This window comes from Streptodolium elevatio (genome assembly GCF_040649515.1).
Classification (GTDB): domain Bacteria; phylum Actinomycetota; class Actinomycetes; order Streptomycetales; family Streptomycetaceae; genus Yinghuangia; species Yinghuangia elevatio.
In genome coordinates this window covers 1-21,469 of sequence record NZ_JBEZFP010000053.1, presented here as the reverse complement: position 1 = coordinate 21,469, position 21,469 = coordinate 1, and the positions used below count along the sequence as shown (strand labels likewise).

At 72.2% G+C, this 21,469-nt stretch carries 18 protein-coding genes and 1 pseudogene; 10 read left to right on the top strand and 9 right to left on the bottom strand.

The features are described 5' to 3' along the window. Positions 1-51: 51 nt before the first annotated feature. On the bottom strand, positions 52-3,378 hold the full coding sequence (locus tag AB0C36_RS20750) for an AfsR/SARP family transcriptional regulator (RefSeq protein ID WP_358356076.1): 3,327 nt from the start codon (positions 3,376-3,378) through the stop codon (positions 52-54). A gap of 398 nt (positions 3,379-3,776) precedes the next feature. Between AB0C36_RS20750 and AB0C36_RS20745 the strand changes: the two genes are divergently transcribed. After that, on the top strand, positions 3,777-4,802 hold the full coding sequence (locus tag AB0C36_RS20745) for an NADP-dependent oxidoreductase (protein ID WP_358356074.1): 1,026 nt from the start codon (positions 3,777-3,779) through the stop codon (positions 4,800-4,802). A 2-nt stretch (positions 4,803-4,804) separates the two neighbouring features. Further along, the gene (locus AB0C36_RS20740; protein ID WP_358356072.1) at positions 4,805-5,470 is read left to right on the top strand and encodes an NAD(P)H oxidoreductase; all 666 of its coding nucleotides are present in this window, start codon (positions 4,805-4,807) and stop codon (positions 5,468-5,470) included. On the opposite strand, the gene AB0C36_RS20735 is transcribed toward AB0C36_RS20740, so the two are convergent. Next, positions 5,457-6,632 carry an FAD-dependent monooxygenase gene (locus AB0C36_RS20735; protein ID WP_358356071.1) on the bottom strand — a complete coding sequence of 392 codons (1,176 nt, stop codon included), beginning with the start codon at positions 6,630-6,632 and terminating at the stop codon, positions 5,457-5,459. The two genes, AB0C36_RS20740 and AB0C36_RS20735, sit on opposite strands and share 14 nt — an antisense overlap. 120 nt (positions 6,633-6,752) lie before the next feature. Here AB0C36_RS20735 and AB0C36_RS20730 point away from each other — a divergent pair, with 120 nt between their 5' ends. Then, positions 6,753-7,376, top strand: coding sequence for a TetR/AcrR family transcriptional regulator (locus AB0C36_RS20730; RefSeq protein ID WP_358356069.1), 624 nt, complete (start codon positions 6,753-6,755; stop codon positions 7,374-7,376). 46 nt (positions 7,377-7,422) lie between these two features. On the opposite strand, the gene AB0C36_RS20725 is transcribed toward AB0C36_RS20730, so the two are convergent. Beyond that, complete coding sequence (locus AB0C36_RS20725; protein ID WP_358356067.1) at positions 7,423-8,001, bottom strand: helix-turn-helix domain-containing protein; 579 nt, start codon at positions 7,999-8,001, stop codon at positions 7,423-7,425. Positions 8,002-8,116: 115 nt separating this feature from the next. On the opposite strand from AB0C36_RS20725, the gene AB0C36_RS20720 reads away from it, so the two are divergent. Further along, positions 8,117-8,824, top strand: coding sequence for a B3/B4 domain-containing protein (locus tag AB0C36_RS20720; RefSeq protein WP_358356066.1), 708 nt, complete (start codon positions 8,117-8,119; stop codon positions 8,822-8,824). Positions 8,825-8,836: 12 nt separating this feature from the next. Here the strand turns inward: AB0C36_RS20720 and AB0C36_RS20715 are convergent, their stop codons facing one another. Beyond that, positions 8,837-9,241 (bottom strand): ATP-binding protein, encoded by a 405-nt coding sequence (locus AB0C36_RS20715; RefSeq protein WP_358356064.1) that lies wholly within the window; start codon positions 9,239-9,241, stop codon positions 8,837-8,839. Positions 9,242-9,489: 248 nt separating this feature from the next. Here AB0C36_RS20715 and AB0C36_RS20710 point away from each other — a divergent pair, with 248 nt between their 5' ends. After that, positions 9,490-10,341, top strand: coding sequence for a helix-turn-helix domain-containing protein (locus AB0C36_RS20710; RefSeq protein WP_358356062.1), 852 nt, complete (start codon positions 9,490-9,492; stop codon positions 10,339-10,341). Beyond that, entirely contained in the window at positions 10,342-10,545 is a 204-nt protein-coding gene (locus AB0C36_RS20705) for a DUF397 domain-containing protein (RefSeq protein WP_358356060.1), read from the top strand. Positions 10,546-10,620: 75 nt separating this feature from the next. Here AB0C36_RS20705 and AB0C36_RS20700 read toward each other — a convergent pair whose 3' ends face one another. Beyond that, positions 10,621-10,947 (bottom strand): hypothetical protein, encoded by a 327-nt coding sequence (locus tag AB0C36_RS20700; RefSeq protein ID WP_358356058.1) that lies wholly within the window; start codon positions 10,945-10,947, stop codon positions 10,621-10,623. Between the two features lie 271 nt (positions 10,948-11,218). Between AB0C36_RS20700 and AB0C36_RS20695 the strand changes: the two genes are divergently transcribed. Next, positions 11,219-11,908: a restriction endonuclease gene (locus AB0C36_RS20695; RefSeq protein WP_358356056.1), complete on the top strand. Its 690-nt coding sequence runs from the start codon at positions 11,219-11,221 to the stop codon at positions 11,906-11,908. A 128-nt stretch (positions 11,909-12,036) separates the two neighbouring features. Here AB0C36_RS20695 and AB0C36_RS20690 read toward each other — a convergent pair whose 3' ends face one another. From AB0C36_RS20690 to AB0C36_RS20680, 3 genes are all read right to left on the bottom strand, one after another. Then, positions 12,037-13,245, bottom strand: a complete 1,209-nt coding sequence (locus tag AB0C36_RS20690) for a cytochrome P450 (RefSeq protein ID WP_358356054.1) — start codon at positions 13,243-13,245, stop codon at positions 12,037-12,039. After that, a complete protein-coding gene (locus tag AB0C36_RS20685; RefSeq protein WP_358356052.1) occupies positions 13,235-14,107 on the bottom strand; it encodes a cyclodityrosine synthase in 873 nt (290 codons plus the stop codon). Before AB0C36_RS20685 ends, AB0C36_RS20690 begins: the two co-directional genes overlap by 11 nt. Before the next feature lie 338 nt (positions 14,108-14,445). Continuing rightward, the gene (locus AB0C36_RS20680) at positions 14,446-17,760 is read right to left on the bottom strand and encodes an ATP-binding protein (RefSeq protein WP_358356050.1); all 3,315 of its coding nucleotides are present in this window, start codon (positions 17,758-17,760) and stop codon (positions 14,446-14,448) included. Between the two features lie 82 nt (positions 17,761-17,842). On the opposite strand from AB0C36_RS20680, the gene AB0C36_RS20675 reads away from it, so the two are divergent. The 3 genes from AB0C36_RS20675 (at position 17,843) to AB0C36_RS20665 (ending at position 21,235) form a co-directional block, all read left to right on the top strand. Beyond that, positions 17,843-19,081: an alkene reductase gene (locus AB0C36_RS20675; protein WP_358356048.1), complete on the top strand. Its 1,239-nt coding sequence runs from the start codon at positions 17,843-17,845 to the stop codon at positions 19,079-19,081. Positions 19,082-19,130: 49 nt separating this feature from the next. Further along, positions 19,131-19,274, top strand: a complete 144-nt coding sequence (locus tag AB0C36_RS20670) for a hypothetical protein (protein WP_358356046.1) — start codon at positions 19,131-19,133, stop codon at positions 19,272-19,274. 134 nt (positions 19,275-19,408) lie between these two features. Then, complete coding sequence (locus tag AB0C36_RS20665) at positions 19,409-21,235, top strand: AMP-binding protein (RefSeq protein ID WP_358356044.1); 1,827 nt, start codon at positions 19,409-19,411, stop codon at positions 21,233-21,235. A gap of 106 nt (positions 21,236-21,341) precedes the next feature. Here AB0C36_RS20665 and AB0C36_RS20660 read toward each other — a convergent pair. Beyond that, positions 21,342-21,469: pseudogene (locus AB0C36_RS20660) on the bottom strand (ectoine hydroxylase); the annotation flags it as partial.

Genomic DNA, 21,469 nt, shown 5'->3' with positions numbered 1-21,469 from the left:
GCTCCGGGCCCCCGCTGTTGCCGCGGCCTCACATTCTGGCTGCTGGGGTGCTCATCGGGCAGCAGGGTTTTCCGGCCTCGGGCCGGGCGTGAGTGCCGCGATGTGCTCGTCCGGGGTCATGGTCCGGCCCGCGTCGACCGCCTTCGCGTACGTCTCGGCGCCCAGCCCGTGCCGTGCCCGGGCCGCTGCCCGGTCCACGTCGTCGCGCTCCGCATCGGGCAGCGGGCTGTCCACCGAGGCGCGCAGCGCTTCCGCGGTGCCCAGCAGCGCGGCGGCCCGCTCGTGGTCGCCTGCCAGCGAACGCGCCCCGGCCAGACCTTCCAGCGCGAAGGCGACGGCACGCGGGTCCCCGGTACGCGCGGCTGCCGTGTACCCCTCCAGATGCAGGGACGTCGCGGCCTCGGCGTCGCCGCGCTGCTCGGCCACCAGACCGAGGAGGGTCAGTACCAGCGCCTCGCCGGCCGCCACTCCGAGGCGGCGGTTCCACGCGACCCACGGCCGCAGCAGCTCCTCGGCGCGCGCGTGGTCGCCGCGACGCCGGGCCCCGATGGCCAGACCGGTCGCCGCGAACTGTTCGGCGGGCCTGTGCGACTGCTCCGCGGCGAGCCGCACGGCCCGGCTGTGGAAGTCGTCGGCCTGGTCCAACTCGCCGGTCAGCAGCGCGATCCGGCCCAGGCGGGCGAGGCGGAACGAAGCTTCCACCCACAGGTGCAGCTCCTCGGCGACCCGCAGCGCGTCGCGGTGCAGCCGGGCCGCTTCGGCGTAGTCGCCCGCGATCTCGGCGAGGAGGCCGAGCTGTTCGGTGGCCCGCAGATGGCCCCAGCGGTCGCCGAGCTCGGCGAACAGTCCGGCGCTCTCCACCGCGTCGGCCCGCAGCGCCGTCAGATCGCCGTCGTAGATCGCCTTGCCCGCCCGGGTGCTGAGCGCGGCGGCGAGGCCCCAGGTGTCCCCGCCGGTCCGGAACGCGTCGAGCACGGGGGCGAGTTCGGTTTCGACGTCGGCCGTCTCACCGAAGCCGACGCGGGCGAAGGCGAGGAACCACGCCGCGCGGGGCGTGGCGCCGGGCGCGGTCGCGTCGGCGTACGCTCCGTCGCCGGTCAGCAGCGCGAACGCCGCGCGCCGGGCGATGGCGTCGGCCCTGGCCGAGTTGTCCGACCCGGTCTCGGGCACCGCGCCGAGCACCGCGTCCAGCGCGCGGCGCGCTTCCGTCAGGCGGCCGCGCAGCATCCAGTACCACGACAGCGCGTTGACCAGGCGTAGCGCGTCCGCGAGGGCTTCGCGGGTGCCTGCCGCGACCGCGTCGTCCAACGCGGCGCGCAGATCGGCGGCGTCGTCGTCGAGTCTCGTCAGCCAGGCGCGCTGGTCCCGGGTGTGCAGGTGCGGTGCCGCGCGTTCCGCCCGGGCGGTGAAATGCGTCCGGTGCCGTGCGGTGAACGCGGCGGTCTCGCCCGCCTCGTCGAGGCGCTCGCGGCCGTACGCCGCCACCGACTCCAGCAGCCGGTAGCGCGTCCCGGCGGCCCCGGTCACGACCGTCAGGAGCGAGCGGTCGACGAGGCGGCTGACGATGTCGACGACCTCGGACCGCCGGACGGCCGATGCGGTGGCCCCGGTTCCGGGCGCCGCGTCCGCGCAGACGTCCTCGGCGGAGTCCAGCGAGCAGCCGTTCCAGAAGACGGACAGCCGGCGCAGGACGGCGCGCTCGGGCGCGGTCAGCGGGTCCCAACTCCAGTCGATCATGGCCCGCAGCGTGCGTTGCCGGGACGGGGCGTCGCGGCGGCCCGCGGCCAGCACGCGGAAGCGGTCGTCGAGGCGTAGCGCGAGTTCGTCGAGGCCCAGGACGCGTACGCGTGCGGCGGCGAGTTCGATGGCGAGCGGCAGGTGGTCGAGGCGCCGGCAGATCGCCGCGACGGTCGCGGAGCGCGCGTCGTCGAGGGTGAAGCCGGGGGAGGAGGCCGCGGCACGGTCCGCGAACAGGCGTACGGCGTCGTGCTCTTCCAGGGGGACGACCGCCTCGACGATCTCGCCCGCGACGGCCAGTGGTTCCTGACTGGTCGCCAGAAGGCGTACACCGGCGGCGTCGCGCAGCAGGCGCGCGGCCAACTCGGCGGCCTCGTCGACGACGTGTTCGCAGTTGTCGAGGAGCAGGAGGAGCCGCCGGTCGCGCAGGAGATCCGCGAGGCGGTCGAGGGCGGAGCCGTGGGCGGCGTCGTCGCGGAGCCCGAGCGCCGCCGCGACCGCGGGCGCGAGTGCGGCAGTTCCCGGGGCGAGTGAGGCGAGTTCGACGAGCCACACGCCGTCCGGGAACGGGTCGGGGGCCTCATGGGCTTCATGGGCCTCAGAGGCCTTGCCGTCGTCGCCGTCGCCGCAGTCAGTGGGGTCGACGTGGTCAGCGCGGCCGACGCGGTCAGCGCGGTCAGCGCGGGCGGTTCGCGCGGTTCGGGCGGACGCCGCCGCGAGGGCCAGGCGTGTCTTGCCGACCCCGCCGGGGCCGACCAGCGTGACCAGTCGCGAGGAGTCGAGGAGGCCGCAGACCCGCGTGATGGCGGCATCGCGCCCGACCGGGGCGTCCAGGCGCGCCGGCAGGTTGGTGGTGGGCCGGGCGGCGGAGGCCACGGGAGCGGCGGGCGCGACCAGTTCGGGGTCGCGTACCAGGATCGCCTGGTGCAGCGCGGTGACCGAGTCCCCGGGGTCGAGACCGAGTTCGTCGGCGAGGCGCTCGCGCAGATCCTGGTACGCGGCCAATGCCTCGGCCTGCCGCCCCGCGCGGTAGAGCGCGCGCATCTGCGCGGCGCGCAGCCGCTCGCGTAGCGGGTTCGCGGCCACCAGGTCGGCCAGCTCGTCGGCGACGAGCGCGTGTTCGCCCAGGTCCAGGCATAGTTCGGCGAGGTCCTCGACCGCGGTCAGGCGCTGCTCCTCAAGGCGCGTCACCGAGGCGCGCGTGAACTCGGCGTCGCGGAAGTCTGCGAAGGCGGGCCCGCGCCACAGGGCGAGGGCGTCGGTGAGCAGCGCGACGCGTACGCCCGGCTCCGATTCCTTCCGCGCCCTCCCGACCAGCGCCGAGAACCGGGCGGCGTCCACGGCGTCGTCCTCGATCTGGAGCAGGTAGCCCGCCGGGAGGTAGGCGACCAGCCCGCGAGCGCCGGGCTCCGCCTGGTCGAGGACGCGGCGCAGCTGCGAGACCTTGGTCTGGAGGGTGTTGACGGGGTTGCCGGGGGCGTCCTCGCCCCAGACGTCGTCGATCAACCGGTCCGCCGAGACGGGGGCGCCTTGGTGGGCCAGCAGCGCGGCCAGCACGGCCCGCACTTTGCCCTCGGGCAGCGCGACGAGACCCCCGTCCTTGGTCCGCGCCCGAACGTCGCCCAACACCTCGAACCACATCCCCCCACGCTATCCGGGCCCGCAGATGGCCCGCCCGGCCAGGCTCCGGGGGAGGCGGTGCGGCATGGCCCCACCAGGGAATCGGCCCGTCCTCGGCCGGAAAGGCGCCGGTCGGGCCGTCCTCGCCGACGGTGGCCAGGCGAACCGCGATGGCTGCGCCCTCCTCAAAGGTGCGTATCCCGGAGTGGCGGCTGAGGTCGGTCGCGCAGGAGCCGGGACTGACCGCGTTGACCAGGATCCCTTTGGCGCGCAGTTCATTGGCATGGACACAGCCGGCCGTGCGTGGAGCGTGCGTGGGGCGTGCGCGGGTGTCGGCAGAGTTCCGGATCACCGGCGGGGAACACCGCCGGATCCACCGCCCGGGTCGCAAGGCCCGGGCGCGCACCGAGGAGCCCACGATGTCGAACACCGCCGCGGCCACCCGCTCCGCCGAGATCCGCCTCGCCGCCCGTCCCGTCGGTGAGCCCGGGCCGGAGGTCTTCGAGCTGGTACGCACCGACGTACCGCGTCCCGGAGAGGGGCAGCTCCTGGTCCGCAACACCCTCATGTCGGTCGACCCCTACATGCGCGGTCGCATGAACGACGTCCCCTCCTACATCCCGCCCTTCGAACTCGGCGCCGCGCTGGAAGGCAGCGCGCTGGGGGTGGTCGTGGAGTCCCGGGACGCGTCCGTGCCGGTCGGCGCGACGGTCACGCACTTCTCGGGGTGGCGCGAGTACGCGGTGGTCGACGCCGCGTACGCCACCATCGCCGACACGGCTCTCGCACCCGAGGAGGCGTACCTGAGCGTGCTCGGCACGACCGGCCTCACCGCGTACGCCGCGCTGACCCGGGTCGCCCCGGTCCGCGAGGGCGACGTCGTCTTCGTCTCGGCCGCCGCGGGCGCGGTCGGCAGCGTCGCCGGCCAGATAGCCCGCAAGCTCGGTGCGAGCCGTGTCATCGGCTCGGCGGGCGGGCCCGAGAAGACCAGGCGCCTGGTCGAGGACTTCGGGTACGACGCGGCGATCGACTACCGCGCAGGCGACCTGGAAGGGCAACTGGCCGCGGCCGCGCCGGAGGGTGTGGACGTCTACCTCGACAACGTGGGCGGAGACCACCTCCGTGCCGCGATCGGCGCCATGCGGGTCGGCGGGCGTATCGCGATGGTCGGCGCGATCAGCTCGTACAACGCGACGGAGCCCGTCCCGGGGCCGGACAACCTGTTCCAGGCGGTCGCGAAGGAGATCACGCTGCGCGGCCTGCTGGTCAACAGCTACCTCCCGTTGTTCCCGGAGTGGATCGGCAAGGCGGCCGGCTGGCTCGCGGACGGGAGCCTGCGCAGTGAGGAGACCGTGGTCGACGGCATCGAGCAGGCGCCGGCCGCGTTCCTCGGGATGATGCGCGGCGCCAACACCGGCAAGATGCTCGTCCGGATCGGGGAGTGACGATGACTGCCGACGCCGTGCAGCAGCAACTTCCTTCGACCGCGCGTGCGTTGCTCGTCGTGGCGCACCCGCGCTCCGATGCGCTGACCGCCGCTGTGGCCCGGCGGACCCGGGAGCGCCTTGCCGCCGGCGGTTACGACGTCGACGTTCTGGACCTGTACGCCGAGGGGTTCGACCCCCGCCTGGGTCCGGAGGACGAGCCGGACTGGGCGGACCGCGACAAGGTCTACTCCGCCGAAGTCCGGGGCCACCAGCGGAGGGTGGACGCCGCGGACGTGATCGTCGTGGTCTTCCCGGTGTGGTGGTTCGGCCTCCCGGCCATCCTCAAGGGCTGGATCGACCGGGTGTGGGGCTACGGCTTCGCGTACGGCCGCAGCCGCCCCCGGTTGGCCGCCAAGGGCATGGCGTGGATCGGCCTCGCGGGCTACGGGCGCGAGCACTTCGTCGCCAACGGCTGGGACGACGTGCTCGAACGCACGCTCCGTGTCGGGATCTCCGAGTTCTGCGGCATCCGCGACGTGTCCGTCACGCTGCTGTACGACTCGCTGGAGTCGTCGTCGGCGCTGCTCGCGGACGCCGACGCGGCGATGGACGGGCTGCTGGGCGGGTCGGCGGAGGACCGGCCCGGCCGGGCGGTGGCCGACGTGTCCGCGGTCACGCCGCGGTGAAGGGGCGCCACGCCATGATGCTGTCGAGGGGCTTGATCGCGGTGTCGGGGGACAGCCGGGCGGACAGCCGCAGCAGGGCGTTGCGTACGGCCACCGCGGGGCGCGACTCCCACTGGGTCATCGCGCCCATGCGCCGGGACCGGCGTACGACGTCGGTCGTGCGCGGCAGTCTGAGCGCGGAGAACTCCGGCAGCGCGTCGAGTACTTCGTCGCCGTGATGGGCGATGACCGCGGCCAGGTCGACCGCGTCCTCCAGGGCCTGGTTGCCGCCTTGGCCGAGGTTGGGCGTCATGGGGTGTGCGGCGTCGCCGATGACCGCGACCCGTCCGCGGTGCAGTGCGGGCAGCGGGGAGTCGGACCAGTGCACGTCCAGGTGCAGGATCGCGTTGTTGCCTGCGGAGCCCACGAGTTCGGGGATCGGGTCGTGCCAACCACCGAAGAGGGAGAGGAGTTCGGCGCGCGGGTCCGGGTGCTTCCCGCCCGCGGGGCGGTTGGCGGCGGCGTACCAGTAGACCAGGCCGTCGGCGAGCGGCATCGCGCCGAACACCCTTCCTCGCCCCCAGGTTTCGCCGGTGGCGAGCGGTGAGGAGGGCATCGGTACGACGGCCCGCCAGGTGGTGAAGCCCGCATAGCTCGGAGCCGGGTGGTCGGGGAACAGGCGGCGCCGCAGCGGCGACCAGATGCCGTCGCCCGCGACCACCAGGTCCGCGCGGTGCACCTCGCCGTCGGCGGTGGTGACGGACGCGGCCCGGTCCGCGTCGCCGGGGTCGACGTCAACGGCGCTGCCCTGCCGCAGTGTTCCTTCGGGGACGAGGGACAGCAGGGTCTCCATCAAGGCAGCCCGTGTGGCGAGCACCATCGGGTCGCCGAAGCGGCGTACGAACGCGTCGGCACTGGAGGCGGCGACGACCCGCCCGTCCGGCGTGCGGAGCGAGGCGTCCCCGTGGATCGCCGCGAGCCCGCGCACGCGGTCACCGACGCCGAGGGTGTCGAGGGCGCGAAGTCCGTTGGAGGCTATGGAGATGCCCGCGCCGATCGGCTCGACAGGCAGGTGCTTCTCCAGCACGCGCACCGACCAGCCGTCGCGGTGCAGTGCCGCGGCGGTCGCGAGGCCACCGACCCCGGCGCCGACGATGACAGCGGTACGGGTGGAAACAGTCATGGTTGTCCCCTTCTCGTCCGGCTCTTGTCCTCTGCAGGTGTAGAGCCCCGATGCTCATGACTCTACACATGTAGTGCCGAGATTCTCTACGCCTGTAGTGATGATTGTTAGGGTGGGGCCGTGACCATCGGCAAAGGCGCACGCCTGGACCTCATCGGCGACACCGCCGTCAACCTGCTCGTCGAACGCGGCATGCGCGGCCTGACCCACCGCGCGGTCGACGAGGCCGCAGGGCTCCCCCCCGGTTCGACCTCCTACTACGCACGCACGAGGGCGGCCCTGCTCGAAGTCACGTTGGCCCGCATGACCGTGCGCGAGGCGGGGGAGTTCGCCGAGGCGATGGCGTCCGAGGGGGCCGACGGCAACCCGCCCGACCTCGCCGCGCTCCTGCCCACCAGTCGGGAGGCCGTCGTCGACCTGCTGGCGGACATCGTCAGCGAGGCGATCCGCCAGGGCCGGGACCAGAAGATCGCCCGCTACGAACTGGCCCTGGAGGCCACCCGGCGGCCGGAGTTGCGCGGCGCGTACGACGAGGCCGGACGCGCGTTCCGCGAGGCGTCCGTCGGCATCATGGCCGCGATGGGATCGCAGGACCCGGTCCGGCACGGCCGCTTCCTGGTCGCGTGGTGCGAGGGCATCATGTTCGACTCGATCGCCGGCGCGGGGTGGTCCGTCCCGCCGTCACGCACCGACATCGCCGCGGGGCTCGGAGAATTGCTCGACGGCATGCTGCGCGCGGTCTGAGGCAGCCGCGCGGCGCGTGGCAGTGCAGACACCCGAACCGGGCCGACTAGACCGGCTGTTGCCGCTGCGGAACGAGCACCACGCCGGTGTATTCGGTCACTTCGCCACCGAGGTTGGCGTACGCGTGCGGGTGGTCGGCCGCCATGCGCAGCGCGTGGCCGGTCGGCAGCACCACCTCGCGGTCCGCGACCGTCACCGTGAGGGTGCCGCTCAGTACGTGCAGCAGCTCGACGGTCCCGGCCATGTGCGCCTCGCTCGCGTGCCGCTCGCCGGGCAGCAGGCGCCAGTGCCACAACTCCGCCCCGACCGGACGCGAGACCCCGGTGGCCAGGGTGCCCGAGCCGCCGTCCGGGCCGGTCCACAGGACGGACTGCTCCTCGGGGGCGGCGGCTTGCAGCAGCAGCGGTTCGGGCGCGCTCAGCAGGGTGGTCAGCGGTTCGCCGAAGGCGTCGCACAGGCGTACCAGCGTCGCGAGGTTCGGGTTCGAGCGGCCGTTCTCCAGCGACACCAGCACACCCTTGCTGACCTGTGCGCGCGTCGAGAGGACGTCGAGGCTCCAACCGCGTTCCTTGCGCAGTGCGCGTACGCGGGCGGCGACCGCCTCGACGATGGCCCTGTCGTCCACGTCGTCTGCCTCCGCACTCGTCGTCCCATGCCGCCGACCCGCCGGCTCTCAGCTCGGCCCGCGGTCGGTTAATGCTACCGTAGAGTTCATCAGAACGACCGGAGGGAAGCCCGGCATGCCCACCACCCCCGACCTGGACCGGGTCGTCGCGAGCGTGCTCGTGGACCCGGCCGTCCACGCCCTGCGCCCCGACTTCGCGGTCCTGGTGGTCGCGGTGGACGGCCTGCCCGGCGGTCCCGCCGACGCCTGGTCCGGTGGACTCCTCAAGGCGGCCGCGGAGAGCGCGGCCGACCTCGACGTCACCGCCGACCCGCACATCGCGGCGTGGCGCGAGGCGTACACCGCCTTCGGCGCCAAGCCGAACCGTACGCGCAACAGTGCCGAGGCCCTGATCCGCAGGGCGGGCGCGGGTCTGCCCGAGGTCAACCGGATCGTGGACGCGTACAACGCGGTCAGCGTCGCCCACCGCCTGCCGGTCGGCGGGGAGGACCTCGACGCCTATTCAGGTGCACCGCGCCTGATCCGCGCCACCGGCACCGAGCCCTTCGAGACCGTGGCCAACGGCGAGCCCGCCGTGGAACATCCGTCGGCGGGCGAGGTGGTCTGGGCGGATGACCTGGGCGTCACCTGCCGCAGGTGGAACCACCGGCAGTGCACGCGCACCCGCATCACCGAGTCCACCACGCGGGCCCTGTTCCTGTTCGAACGCCTCGCCCCGATGCCGCTCGACGCCGTGCAAGCCGCCGCCGACGAACTGCTCGCCGAATTGGCCGCCCAGTCGCCCGCGCTCCGCACCGCGCGTCGTCTCACCGGCCCTGTGTAGTCGCACGCGAGGTCAGATGCCCGGCTCGTAGTCGAGCGTGGCGGAGACGGCCTTGCGTCCCTGTCCGACGGAGTGGACCTCCAGGGTGCCGCCCAACAGGACGATCAGGGGTAACCCCCGCCCGCTCGTGGCGTCGTCGGTGAGATTGGCGAAGCAGCTGTCCCCGTGGGGCAGTTGCGGGACCAGGGTCGGAGCGTGGTCGACGACCTCGACGAACCAGCACGCGCGGTTCGCGTACACCGACAGCACCATGCCGTCGCCGGTGGATGCGTGCCGTACGGCGTTGGTGACGAGTTCCGAGGCGACCAGCGTCGCGACGTCCTGGTCCACGCCGAGGAGACCGGCGACGTTGGTGATCGTGCCTCGGGCCGCGGCGACTGCTCTGGACTCGCACGGCAGCCTCAGGCGGAAGACCAAGTCGGCGTCTCTACCCGTGTGTTCAGCGTGCACGGCACCCCCAGGGGCTGCGCGGTGCGAAGGCATCGCGAAGTGATGTTGTCGCAGTGCGTATTGGTTCCACTGCGCAACGTGATTCCCTCCAATGTAATACTCGAAGCTATGGAAGCGGCAAGCTACTTACTCGAAAATTTTCGAGTCACTGGCCATGGCTGTGATGAGCCGACACACTGTGACCGCCATCAGTCCGTGCCTGAGAGGAGCGCCACGTGGCGAACCTGCGCCAGACCGTCCGACGGCTCCGACTCGGCATGGAGCTCAAAGCGCTTCGGACCGCCAAGGCGTGGAAACTCGAGGACGCCGCGCCGCTGCTGGAGCGTTCGGTGTCCGGACTGAGCAAGATCGAGACTGGCAAACAGCGGCTGTACCCGCGCGATCTGCTGATCTTCTTCCAGGTCTACGGCGTTACCGACGAAGCGAAGCAGGAGGAACTCAAAGAGCTTGCGCGGACCAGCACGAAACGCAACTGGTGGCAGCCTTATTCAGGTGTGGTGCGCGACCCGCTCGCGGACTACCTCAGCCTGGAAGAGGAGGCACGGCAGATCGGCGCGTTCGGCGGCTTCCTGGTTCCGGGCCTCCTGCAAACCGAGGCCTACGCGCACGCTGTGGTCGAGGCGAGTCGGAAGTGGGAAGAAGCCGATCAGGTCGACAAGTTCGTGCAACTCCGCATGGCCCGCAAGGTGGTACTGACCCGGTCGGAAAAGCCCGCGCAACTGTGGACGGTGCTCACCGAGCAGGTGGTGCGCCAGCAGATCGGCGGGCGCGACGTCATGAAGGAACAGCTCAGGCACCTGCGCGAGATCTCCCGCGACATGACCAACGTCACCGTGCAACTGCTGCCGTACAGCGCAGGTGCTCACGCCGGACTCGACGGGTCGTTCACCATCATGCGGTTCGACAACTCCGGGCCGATCGTCTGCGTCAACTCTCTGACTTCCTCCACCTACGTGGAGGACGAACAGCTTGAGCGGTATGAGACTGCTTGGGACCATGTGAAATCGTCCGCGATGTCTCCGCGCGAGACGTCGGCGACCTTGAAGAGATTGATCGAGGACCTGTAGTTGAACACGAACCGCAGCAGCAGCCTTCAGTCGTCCACGGCCTGGCGCAAGAGCACGTACAGCGACGGCGGTGACAACTGTGTTGAGGTTGCCGGCCTGGAGGCCACGGCCGGTGTGCGTGACACCAAGGCGCGTGACCGCGGCCACCTGGAACTGGGCCCGCACACCTGGCGCTCGTTCCTGGACACGCTCAAGCGCGGCTAGTCCCGCCGCGCGCCACCGACGGCTGGACCGTACACGCGTGATCGTCCGGTCCGGCCGTCCGTAGGCGCGCTCGGATCAGGAACCCGCGGCGACCTCGTCCGCCGCTCCGCGGTCGGCCAGCAGATACGACGCGACCGCGACCGACCCCGCCGCCGTGAACACCGCGGGCCAGGCGCCGATCTTCTTCGCCAGCGGATGCGAGACACCGAACGCCGCTAGGTAGAGACCCGTCAGTCCCGCCGCGACCGGTACGCCCGCGGCGTCCTTCCAGCCCTTCGCCGCCACCGCACCCGCGCCCGCGAGCACGACGCCGCCCAGCGGCCGCCGCTTCGAGAAGCGCGCCACCGCGTACCCGCCGACCAAGCCCAACCCCGCCACCGCGGCACCCGGAACACGTCCCACGACCCGCACCCACTTTCACCCGGGCGGCGCCGGCCGCCGGCGAACAATTCCCCTCGAACGTACCTCGGCCCCGATCAGCCCCCGCCGACCACCCCATGAGGTCACCGGGCGGGAAGCGGCCGAAGGCGTTCGCGAGGGGACGGCCGACGGGGTGGAGAGAGCGCAGGGCAGCAGACCCGGCCCCGAACGCTCCGGCGATCAACAGGCCTTCCCTTGCGACCGGGTGGCGCTCACACTGCTGTGGAGGGTGTCGATCCGGTTGGGGGCCGCCATGGCAGGCGGGCGGGGTACGGAAGGGCTCGGGGCATCCGAGCTGGTGTTGGTGGGCGGCGCGCTCGTGGTGGCCGTCGCGTTGGTCTACCGGGTGTCGGGCTGGCCGTACGCGCTGGCCGCGCTGGTGGTCGGAGTCCTGGGCGGCGCGGCGTGGTTCGCGGTACGGACCGATCGTCGCGTACGAGCGGCCGACCACGAATGGCGTGCCGAGGACGCGGTCGCCGCCGGGCGCCGCACGCTCGACGAACTCGACGCGATGACGGGAACGCAGTTCGAGGAACACGTGGCCGACCTGTGCCGCCGCGACGGCTGCACGGAAGTGCGGCGCGTGGGCGGAGCCGGCGACAACGGCGCGGACGTGCGCGGGCGCATGCCAGACGGCCGGACGATGGTCGTGCAGTGCAAGCGGTACGCGCCGAAGGCCGCGATCCCCGCCCGAGACCTGCGCGAACTGCGCGGCGCCCAGGTGCACTTCGGGGCCGACGTCGCCATCCTTGTGACCACGAGCCGCTTCACGCGCCAGTCGACCGCCTTCGCGGTCGACAACGGCATCATCGCCATCCACCGGGACTTCCTCGGCCTGTGGAACAACGGCACGCGACTGCCGGTCCTCGCCGCGCTCAACGGCGCCGGGCAGGGCGACCGGCGGCACCGCGAGCGCTGGAAGCGGACGTACGACGACCGCTGAGCCGCAACGCGGGCCCGGGGCCGCCGCCCGACGGCCGAAGCGTGAGCGCGACCCCGCCGGAGACCGGACGGGGCCGCGCACGACGGCGGACGACTCCCAGGGCAACGGCGCCGGGCCGCCTTCGCCGGCTACCACATGACGTGCAGGCGCTCCGGCATCCGTTTCATGAACCCGGTACGCCAGACGATCTGCTCGACCGGCACGGCGAGCCGCAGGTCCGGCATGCGCGCGATCAGCGTCTCCAACGCGATCTCCGCGTGCTTCTTGCCGAGGGCCGTCGCCGGGCAGTAGTGCTGGCCGCCGCCGAACGACAGGTGGGTGTCGCTGTTCGGGCGGGCGATATCCACAAGGTGTGGATCGTCGAACGCCTCGGGGTCGAAGTTGGCGCCCTCCACCAGGACCAGCACCAGTTCGCCCTTCCTGACCTCGACGTCCCCGAGCTTCACATCCTCCAGCGCGACGCGCGGGAGGCCATCGCCGATCGACAGGTTGACGCGCAGCAGTTCGTCGACGGCGCCCGGGATCTTCGTGCTGTCGTCCCGTAGTTCGGCCCACACCTCGGGATGCTGGAGCAGCGAGAACACGGCCATCGTGAGAAACGCCGACGTCGAGATCACCCCCGCGCCGAACATGGTGACGCCGACCGTGGCCAGCATCTCGTCCGTGAGGTGGGCGTAGTCCGGGTTCCCGCGCAACGCCGCGATCTCCGCCATGAGCCCGGTGGTGGCCGGGTCGTCGAGGCGTTCGACCATGTACGCCATGTCGCGGTCCCAGTTCAGCTTCGCCCCGGTCACCGGGCACGCCGAGTTCATGAACGCGATGTCGAGGCTGGCCGCGAGCCGCGGCGCGTCGGCGAGCGGGATGCCCAGGATCCGGCAGTGCAGCGCCTCGGAGTACGGGTTGGCGAACCGCGACCGCAGGTCGACCGGCGCCCCCTGCGCGAACAGTCCGTCGACCAGATCGGCGGCGTACGCGCGCATCCACTCCTCAAGGCCCTCGCTCTTCGGGTTGATGGCCTTGAGCACCGCTTTGCGCAGCCCCACGCCCGTGATGTTGCCCATGTTGTTGACGACCTCGGGCGGAATCGTCAGCGCGTACTGCCGCGGAGCGCCGGGGGCCGACGTGTCCTTGAGACTGAAACGCCGGTCCTCCAGCACCTGCCTGCACAGCGAATAGGAGGACACGAGCCACGCCTCGTCACCGGCTATCGTCCGGACCCGCTTCACCGGCTCCTTGCGCAACATCTCGATCTCGTGGGGGAGTTGGTCGCCCCGCCAGGAGAACGGAAAGTCGACGGGCGCGTCGGCGGGCTGGAGCGGCAGCGTCTCAACGGTCATGGCGGTTGCCTTCCGTGGCGATGGTGGCGGTGGCGGTGCTTTCAGAAGTGGTGTCGGCGGCAGCGGATGTGGCCCGGGATCCGCCGAGAGATCCGGTCAGGGACACGGCGACGGGCCTGTCGTGCGGTCCCTCGGTCGGCTTCACGATGGCGTGCCCCTGATTGCGCGAGGCCCGCAGTCCCGATCCGCGCGAGTACAGCAACTCGGCCATCGGCAGGAGCTGGTGGTAGCAGTTGAGCGAGGAGGGCACGCCCAGAATCGCGGGTGTGTCCAGGAACAACGGCGCCTCGGCGCACACGTACTTCAGGCACACCTCGCGCTGCTCCGCCGTCGCCGCTCTGCCGTCGAGGACCTTGGAGGACAGGAACGAGTCCACCAGGGCATCGCAAGTGCGGACGAACTCCGGGTCGTGTTCCAGAAGTTCGGATATGTGCTCGTGGATGGCCCGATAGGCCGGGTTGTCGGTGAAGGCCGACATGGGGTGCGAGCGGAGTCGGCCCCCGTGCGGACCGACGGCCTCCACGGCGCCGGTCACCTTCGCCCGTACGCCCCGCAGGTTCTTCACCGCCTTGCGCCGCGCGTCGTCGGCCGGATAGCCGAGGGCTTCGTACATCTCGGCGACGTGCAAGTCGGTGTAGACGAGGTCGACTTCACGGAAGTTGGCGACACCCCAGCGGGCCAGGTCGATCACGCGCTGGGCGGAGAAGTAGCTGTTCCCCGGCGACACCCCGATGACGGCGTGGTCGCCTTCCTCGCGGATCACCTGGCAGTGGGGTGTGTAGGGCTCGACGTCGAAGACTCGGGCCGCCGCGACGGCCATGGGGAGGGACGCGGGTTCGAGGATTCCGGTCGCTGTCGTCAACGGTCATGTCCTTCGCGGCACCGCTAGTCCCTGGGAGCCCCGTGCTCCCGGTGTGGCGGCACCGCGCCCAGTCCATATTCGGATGCGGAGAGTGTCAACGAGGCCACGATCCGGAAGCGAAGATTCCTACGAGAGCCCGGCCGCGGGGTCTGGCCGGAGGTGAACTCCCTGGTCAAAGCGCTGCGACCGAACCTCGGGCGCAGGACGGCGGCAGGGCTCGCCGGCCGACGCGCGGAGCCCGCTCGGCGTGCCGCGCCGCGTGCCGCGGATCGACGGCCTGGATGTTTGGAGGTTCCGACAGTGCGTATACCGGCCGTCTCGATGCCCCGCCGCTGCGGTCAGTTCGTGGCCGGAAACGTACGCCGAACCAGGTCCACGGCTTGTGCCGGAGCGAGTTCGGCACCGCGACGGAACGCGGTGCCGAAGTCGTCGCCGCCGAGCACCTTGACGGCTGCCGCGGTGATGCGGTCGACGTCGGTGCGTTCCGCGGCGGGCAGCGGTGCCCCGACGCTCTGCCGCGACGCGTCCGCCGCGCCGAGGAGTACGGCCGCCCGTTCGGCGCCGTCCCGATCCGCGGCCAGCGACGCCGCGCCCGCGAGGCCCTCCAACGACAGGGCCAGTGCCCGTGGTTCGTCCATCGCGAGGGCGACCTCCAGGCCGATGAGATGCTGTACGGCCGCTCGCTCCCGGTGGCCTTGCTGCTCGGCGGCGAATCCGAGTTCCGACCGGCGCAGGTGGACGCCCGCCGGAGCGGCGATGTCCGCGTACGCCTTGAGCAGATGGATCAGACGGCGCTCGGCGTCGTCGAGGTCGCCCGCACGTCGCGCTCCGAGCGCGAGCCCCATCTCGGCGTGCACCTTGCCCAGCATGTAGCCCTGGGAGGACGCCAAGTGCAGTGCCTCCTCATGGAGTTCCCTGGCACGCGCCCAGTCATGGGTGAACAGCGCGAGCCTGCCGAGCCCCGACAGCCGGGCCGCGATCTCGGCGGACAGCCCCAGTTCCCTGGCAATACGCAGCCCGTCGTGCTGCCGACGGGACGCCTCCGCGTAGTCCCCTCTGATCTCGGCCAGCGAGGCGAGCGGTGAGACGGTCTGCAACTCGCCCCAGGAGTCCCCGAGTTCCCGAAACGTTGCGGCGGCCTCCAGTCCCGCGGGCGCGAGCGCGTCGAGGTCTCCGGCGGCGAGCGCGTTGGTGGCGCCGAGTGCCAGCGATGCGGCTGTCGTCCACCGGTCGTCGGCGGCTGTGGCCAAGTCCAGGGCCCGGGCGTTGGCCGCACGGCTGGCGGCCGGATCGCCTGCGTTGAACAGTGCGTACGCGAAGAGCCAAACCGCTCGGGCGCGACGCGCCGGGTCCTCGATCGCCGCCTCGGGGCAGGTGCCGGAGGCCGACCTGTCGCCGGTGAGCAGGACGAATGCGCCGTGCAGGACCTGGAGTTCGGCGACTTCAGCGATTTCGACGTCTTCGACGCTTTCGACGTTCGGGACTGCGGACAAGACCGCGTCAAGCGCGCGCCGGCCCTCGGTCAGGTGTCCGCGCAGCAGCCACCACCACGCCAAGGCCCGGGCCAGGCGGACGGCTGTACGGAACCTGCCCCGGCGTACCGCCTCGTCGAGCGAGGCCCGAAGGTTCGCCGCGTCGGCATCGAGGCCGACCAGCCACTTCCGCTGGTCGGCGCCGCGCAGTCCGTGCTCCGCCGCTTCGGCGAGTGCCAGGTGGTGGTCCAGGTAGCGGTCCCACACCGGTCCCGGGTCCTCCGCCTCCGCGAGCCGCTCCCGCGCGTAGGCCGCCACCGACTCCAGCAGTCGGTAGCGTCCGCCCGCGGGGCCGTCCACGGCGACCACCAGCGACCGGTCCACGAGCCGCGACACGACGCCGACGACATCCTCGCGGCGTACCTCCGCATCGGCGCAGACCGACTCGGCGGCGGCCAGCGTGGAGCCGTCGCTGTGCACGGACAGCCGCCGCAGCACCGCCCGTTCCGCCTCCGAGAGCAGGTCCCAGCTCCAGTCGAGCACCGCGCGCAGCGTCTGCTGCCGCGCCGGGCGGGCGCGCAGGCCGCGGTCGAGAAGGCGGAAGCGGTCGTCGAGCCGGGCCGCCAGTTCCGCGACGCCGAGCGAGCGTACGCGCGTGGCCGCGAGCTCCAGCGCCAGGGGAATCCCGTCGAGTCGGCGGCAGATCTCGGCGATCGTCGCACGGGTCTCGCCGACGGCCCCGGCGAGCGACAGGCCGGGCGCGGAGGCCGTCGCCCGGTCGGCGAACAGGCGTACGGCGTCCTCAGGTTGCAGCGGTTCCACGACGTGGACCGTCTCACCGGCGATTCCGAGCGGCTCCTGACTGGTGGCCAGGACGCGCAGTCCCGAGGCCTGGTGCAGCAGGAACTCGGCAAGCTCCGCCGCCGGTTCAACGACGTGCTCGCAGTTGTCCAGGACAAGCAGGTCGCGGCGATCACGCAGTGCCGCGGCCAGGTGGTCGAGTGGTGTCCCGGATGCCCCGAACCCGGAGGGCAGGGCCGGTGCGTCGTCGCGGATGCCGAGTACGGACGCGATCACCTGGGCCAACTCGTCCGCGTCCCCCCGCCGCCCGGCGAACTCGACGAGCCAGACGCCGTTCGGGAATTTCTCGGGGGCGGCCCTGCCGGAGCGGGTGGCGGCCTCGACTGCGAGGCGTGTCTTGCCCACGCCGCCCGGGCCGGTCAGCGTCACGAGCCTTGAGGTGTCCAGGAGTTGGCCGACGTCTCGAAGGGAGTCGTCGCGCCCGATGAGCGGCGTCAACGGTGTAGGGAGATTGGTCGGCGGGGTCGTGGGCCGCGTCGGTGCGACAACCAGCTGCGCCTCGGTCGCCGACGCCACAGCCACAGACACAGCCGGAGCCGGAGCAGCGGTGACTGTTGCGGCGGTGGCCAGCGCCGGGTCCTGCCGCAGGATGGCGTCGTGCAGCGCGGCGGTCTCCGGTCCGGGATCGAGCCCCAGTTCGTCCGCGAGGCGGGTGCGGAGATCGGCGTACGAGGCCAGTGCCTCGCTCTGACGTCCCGCCAGGTAGAGCGTCCGCATCTGCACCGCGCGCAGGCGCTCGCGCAGCGGATGGCGCTCGACGAGGCCGGCGAGTTCGCCGGTGAGCAAGGTGTGGTCGCCTGACTCGAGGCGGGCCTCGGCCTGTTCCTCGACGACGGAGAGACGCTGCTCGGTCAGCCGGTGTGCGGCGGCGCGGGCGAACTCCTCGTCCGCAAAGTCGGCGTACGCGGGCCCGCGCCACAGCCCCAGCGCCTCGGTGAGCAGGTTGGCCCGTACGCCCGGATCGGCGGCGCGGCGGGCCTCCGCCACCAGCGACCTGAACCGGTCCGCGTCGATCTCGTCGCCCGTGTCCCCGTCGTCGGCAGCGCGGTCGAGGTGCAGGCGGTAGCCGGGCGCCTGGCGTACCACCCGCTCCCGGCCCAGAGCACGCCGCAGTTGGGAGACCTTGGTCTGGAGCGCATTGGCGGGGTTGCCCGGCGGTTGGTCGCCCCACAGGTCGTCGATGAGACGGTCGGCGGAGACCGGACGGCCCTCGTGCACCAGCAGATCGGCCAGGAGCGCACGGACCTTGGGCTCGGCGACCTTGACCGGGGTTCCGTCGCGGTCCCACACCATGAGCGGACCAAGCACCCCGTATCGCATGAGATCACCGTACATAGCGCAGGTGGGAGGCCCGTCAGCGGATCATCAGCGCTTCCACAGCGCCGCCGCGCACAGTCGTCCCATGAACACCGAGACGAACACCCTCGCAACCGCCGCTCCCACGACCACCACCACGGCCACCACCACGGCCGCCACCCCCGGCCCGGGCGCAGCGGCCTCCATCGCCACAGCCGCCGACACCGCCGGAGCCTCCTCCGCCGCCGAACGCGGCCTCTTCGACACCGACGCCCGCCTCGGCGCCCTCACCCTGCCGAACCGCCTGGTCATGGCCCCGATGACGCGCAACCGCGCGGCGGCCGACGGCGTCCCGCAGGCGATCATGGCCAAGTACTACGCCCAGCGCGCGTCGGCCGGGCTCATCATCGCCGAGGCCGCCACGCCCAGCGCGGTCGGCATCACGTACCCGAACATCCCCGCGATCCACGCCCCCGAGCACGTCGTCGGATGGCGGCGCGTCACCGACGCGGTGCGCGAGGCCGGCGGCCGGATGTTCCTCCAGATCCAGCACGGCGGCCGCATCGGCCATCCCGACAACAGCGGCCACATGCCGGTCGCGCCTTCGCCGGTCGCCCTCCCGGACACGATGTTCACGCCCGCCGGCCACCAGCCCTCCGTCGTCCCCCGCGAGATGACGGTCGACGAGATCCGTTCCACCGTCGCCGACTTCGCCGCCGCCGCGCGCAACGCCGTGGAGGCCGGGTTCGCCGGTGTGGAGGTGCACGCCGCCAACGGCTACCTGCTGCACCAGTTCCTCGCACAGAACACCAACCTGCGCACGGACGAGTACGGCGGCGCGGTCGCCAACCGGATCCGCTTCGTGACCGAGGTCGTCCGCGCGGTCGCCGACGAGATCGGCGCCGAACGCGTCGGCGTGCGCATCGCGCCCGGCCTGACCGTGAACGGCATCGAGGAGGGCGACACCGAGGAGATCTACCCGGCGCTGATCGCGGCGCTGTCCGAGATCGGTCCGACGTACCTGCACGTCGTCTTCGCGGACCCGGACAAGCCGCTCTTCCACGACATCCGCCGCCGCTGGTCCGGCACGCTTGTCGCGAACCCGTTCCTGGCGTGGGGCGAGCCGCTGCCCGCGGACGGCGGCAAGGCGCAGGCCGAACGGCTGCTGGCCGCCGGGGCCGACTTCATCGCGCTGGGCCGCTCGTTCCTGGCGAACCCCGACCTGGTCGACCGCCTGCGCACCGGCGCGCCGCTCAACCAGGTCCGCGACCGGCACCTCATGTACGTCGGCGGCGAGACCGGCTACACGGACTACCCGACGCTCGCCGAGTCCCGGGCCGCATGAGCACGGCCCGCGAATCGGACTCGTCGACGACGACGCAGGGCGGCCCGGAATGCGCGTCGGCACACTGCCGGAAGGGACCGGTTTCCGGGCCACCGACGAAGTCCCCGGCCTGGCGGCCTTCCTGAGCCGCTCGACCGCCCACCACAATCTCCTCATCGAGCCCGCGCCTGTGCGGTTCCCGAACCACACGTGATGGGAGGTGGACGACGTCGACGACGAAGCCGGAGGTCTTCGACGACCTGCGGATCCCCCACAGTTGGGGCCGCCCGTGCCCGCGTCGTTCATCGAGCCCGACGACCTGACCGACCTCATGGCAGGAGGCCACTCGTGAGCGAGCACCACACCGACGGTCCGCGTCCGCTCGTCCTCGTCCCCGAAGACGTGCCGCGCATCGAGGCGGTACCGCTGGCCGAGCGCGGGCTCCCGGCGAACACCTACCAGTTGCTCCGGCGGTCCGTGCAGGCCACGCCGGACGCGCCCGCCCTCCACCTGCTCGGCGAAGACGGCGGGCCGTGGCGCGAGGCGCCGACCTGGACGTACGCCGACTTGCTGCGCCGCGTGCACCAGGCCGCCAACACCTTCACCGCGCACGGCCTGCGGCCCGGCGGGGTGGTCGGGATCATGCTGCCCAACAGCGGCCGGATGTTCTCCGTGCTGCTCGCCGCGGAGGCGGTCGGGGTCGCCAACCCGGTCAACCCGGCCCTCGGCGACGAGCACCTCGCGCACATCCTGCGGCTCACCCGAGCCGAACTCCTGGTGGCGGACGTACGCCTGCGCGAGAAGGCGGAACGTATCCGTGACATGGTCCCGTCGCTGCGCGAAGTCCTGCTGGTGGGCGGGGACTTCGACGAAGCCGCGGCGGGGCAACTGGACGACCGCCTCGTCAACGGCCACGAGGCGCAACCCGGCGACATCTGCGGCTACTTCCACACCGGCGGCACCACCGGCGTCCCGAAGGTGGCGCCGCACACGCACGCGATGCAGGTCTACATGGCCTGGGCCCTCGGCTTCATCGGCGTGTACACCGGTGACGCGGTGGCGCTCGCCGGGCTGCCGCTGTTCCACGTCAACGCCCTGCACGTGACCGGCCTGGGCGCGTTCATGCACGGCCGGCCCGTGGTCAGCCTCGGCCCGCTCGGCTACCGCGACAAGGCGCTGACCGCCGACTTCTGGCACATCATCGAGCACTTCCGCGTCACCTCCTTCTCCGCGGTCCCGACCGTCTACGCCGCACTGCCCCCGGTGCCCGACGGCGTCGACCTGTCCAGCCTGCGCGCGGGAGCGGTGGGCGCCGCGCCGCTGCCCGGCCGGGTGCGCGACAGGTTCGAGGCGGAGGCGAAGGTGCCGATGCTGGAGGGGTACGGCCTGACCGAGGCGACCTGCGCGACCTCCGCCACTCCGCCGTTCGCGCCGCGTGCCGGATCGGTGGGACTGCGCCTGGCGTACCAGCACGTCAAGGCGGTGACCGTGGACGCGGACGGGCGGCCGGTCGCCGACTGCGCGCCGGGGGAGACCGGCGTGCTGGCCATCTCCGGGCCCTCGGTGTTCCCGGGCTACCTCGGCCCGGACGGACCCGACCCGGCCGGCAGCGTCTTCGACGGCTGGCTGCTCACCGGGGACCTCGGCGCGGTCGACGAGGACGGCTATGTCTTCCTGCAAGGACGCGCCAAGGACCTCATCATCCGCGGCGGGCACAACATCGACCCGATCCCGGTCGAGGAATCCCTGCTCGCCCACCCGGCCGTCACCGGGGCGGCGGTCGTGGGGCGCCCCGACCCGTACTCCGGCGAGGTCCCGATCGCGTACGTCACGGTGGGCGGCGAACCGGTGTCCGAGGCGGACCTGCTCGCGTGGGGCAAGGAGCACGCCCCCGAGCCCGCCGCCGCCCCCAAGGCGGTGCACGTCATCGACGCCATCCCGGTCACCGCGGTGGGCAAGCCGGCCAAGCCCGTGCTTGTCGCCGACTCCATCGCCCGCATCGTGGCCGCGGAGCTGGCCGCGTGCGCGCTCGACGGGAGCGTCGAAGTCACCGGTGCGGACGGGCGGTTCACGGCCGTCGTCAGGGGTACGCCGGGCTCGCCCGAACTCGCCGCGGCGCTGGAGCGCTATCCGTTCGACCACCGCGTCGTACCCGTCGACCGAGAGGACGCCTGACGGGCCGCGCTCCGGCACCGACGCAGAAGTGCAGGAGTAGTGCGCGTCCGCGCCGCGCCGGGCCCCACCCCGGTCGCGGCACGGACAGCACAAGGCGCCGCCGGGGTCAGCCGACCGGGACGAACGAGCGCGAGGCGATGTGCTCGGGGCGCGGCGCCGGTGCGGCGAACGGCTCGACGAGGGCGTTCTCCACGCTGTTGTAGACGATGAACACGTTGGCGCGCTCGTACGGCG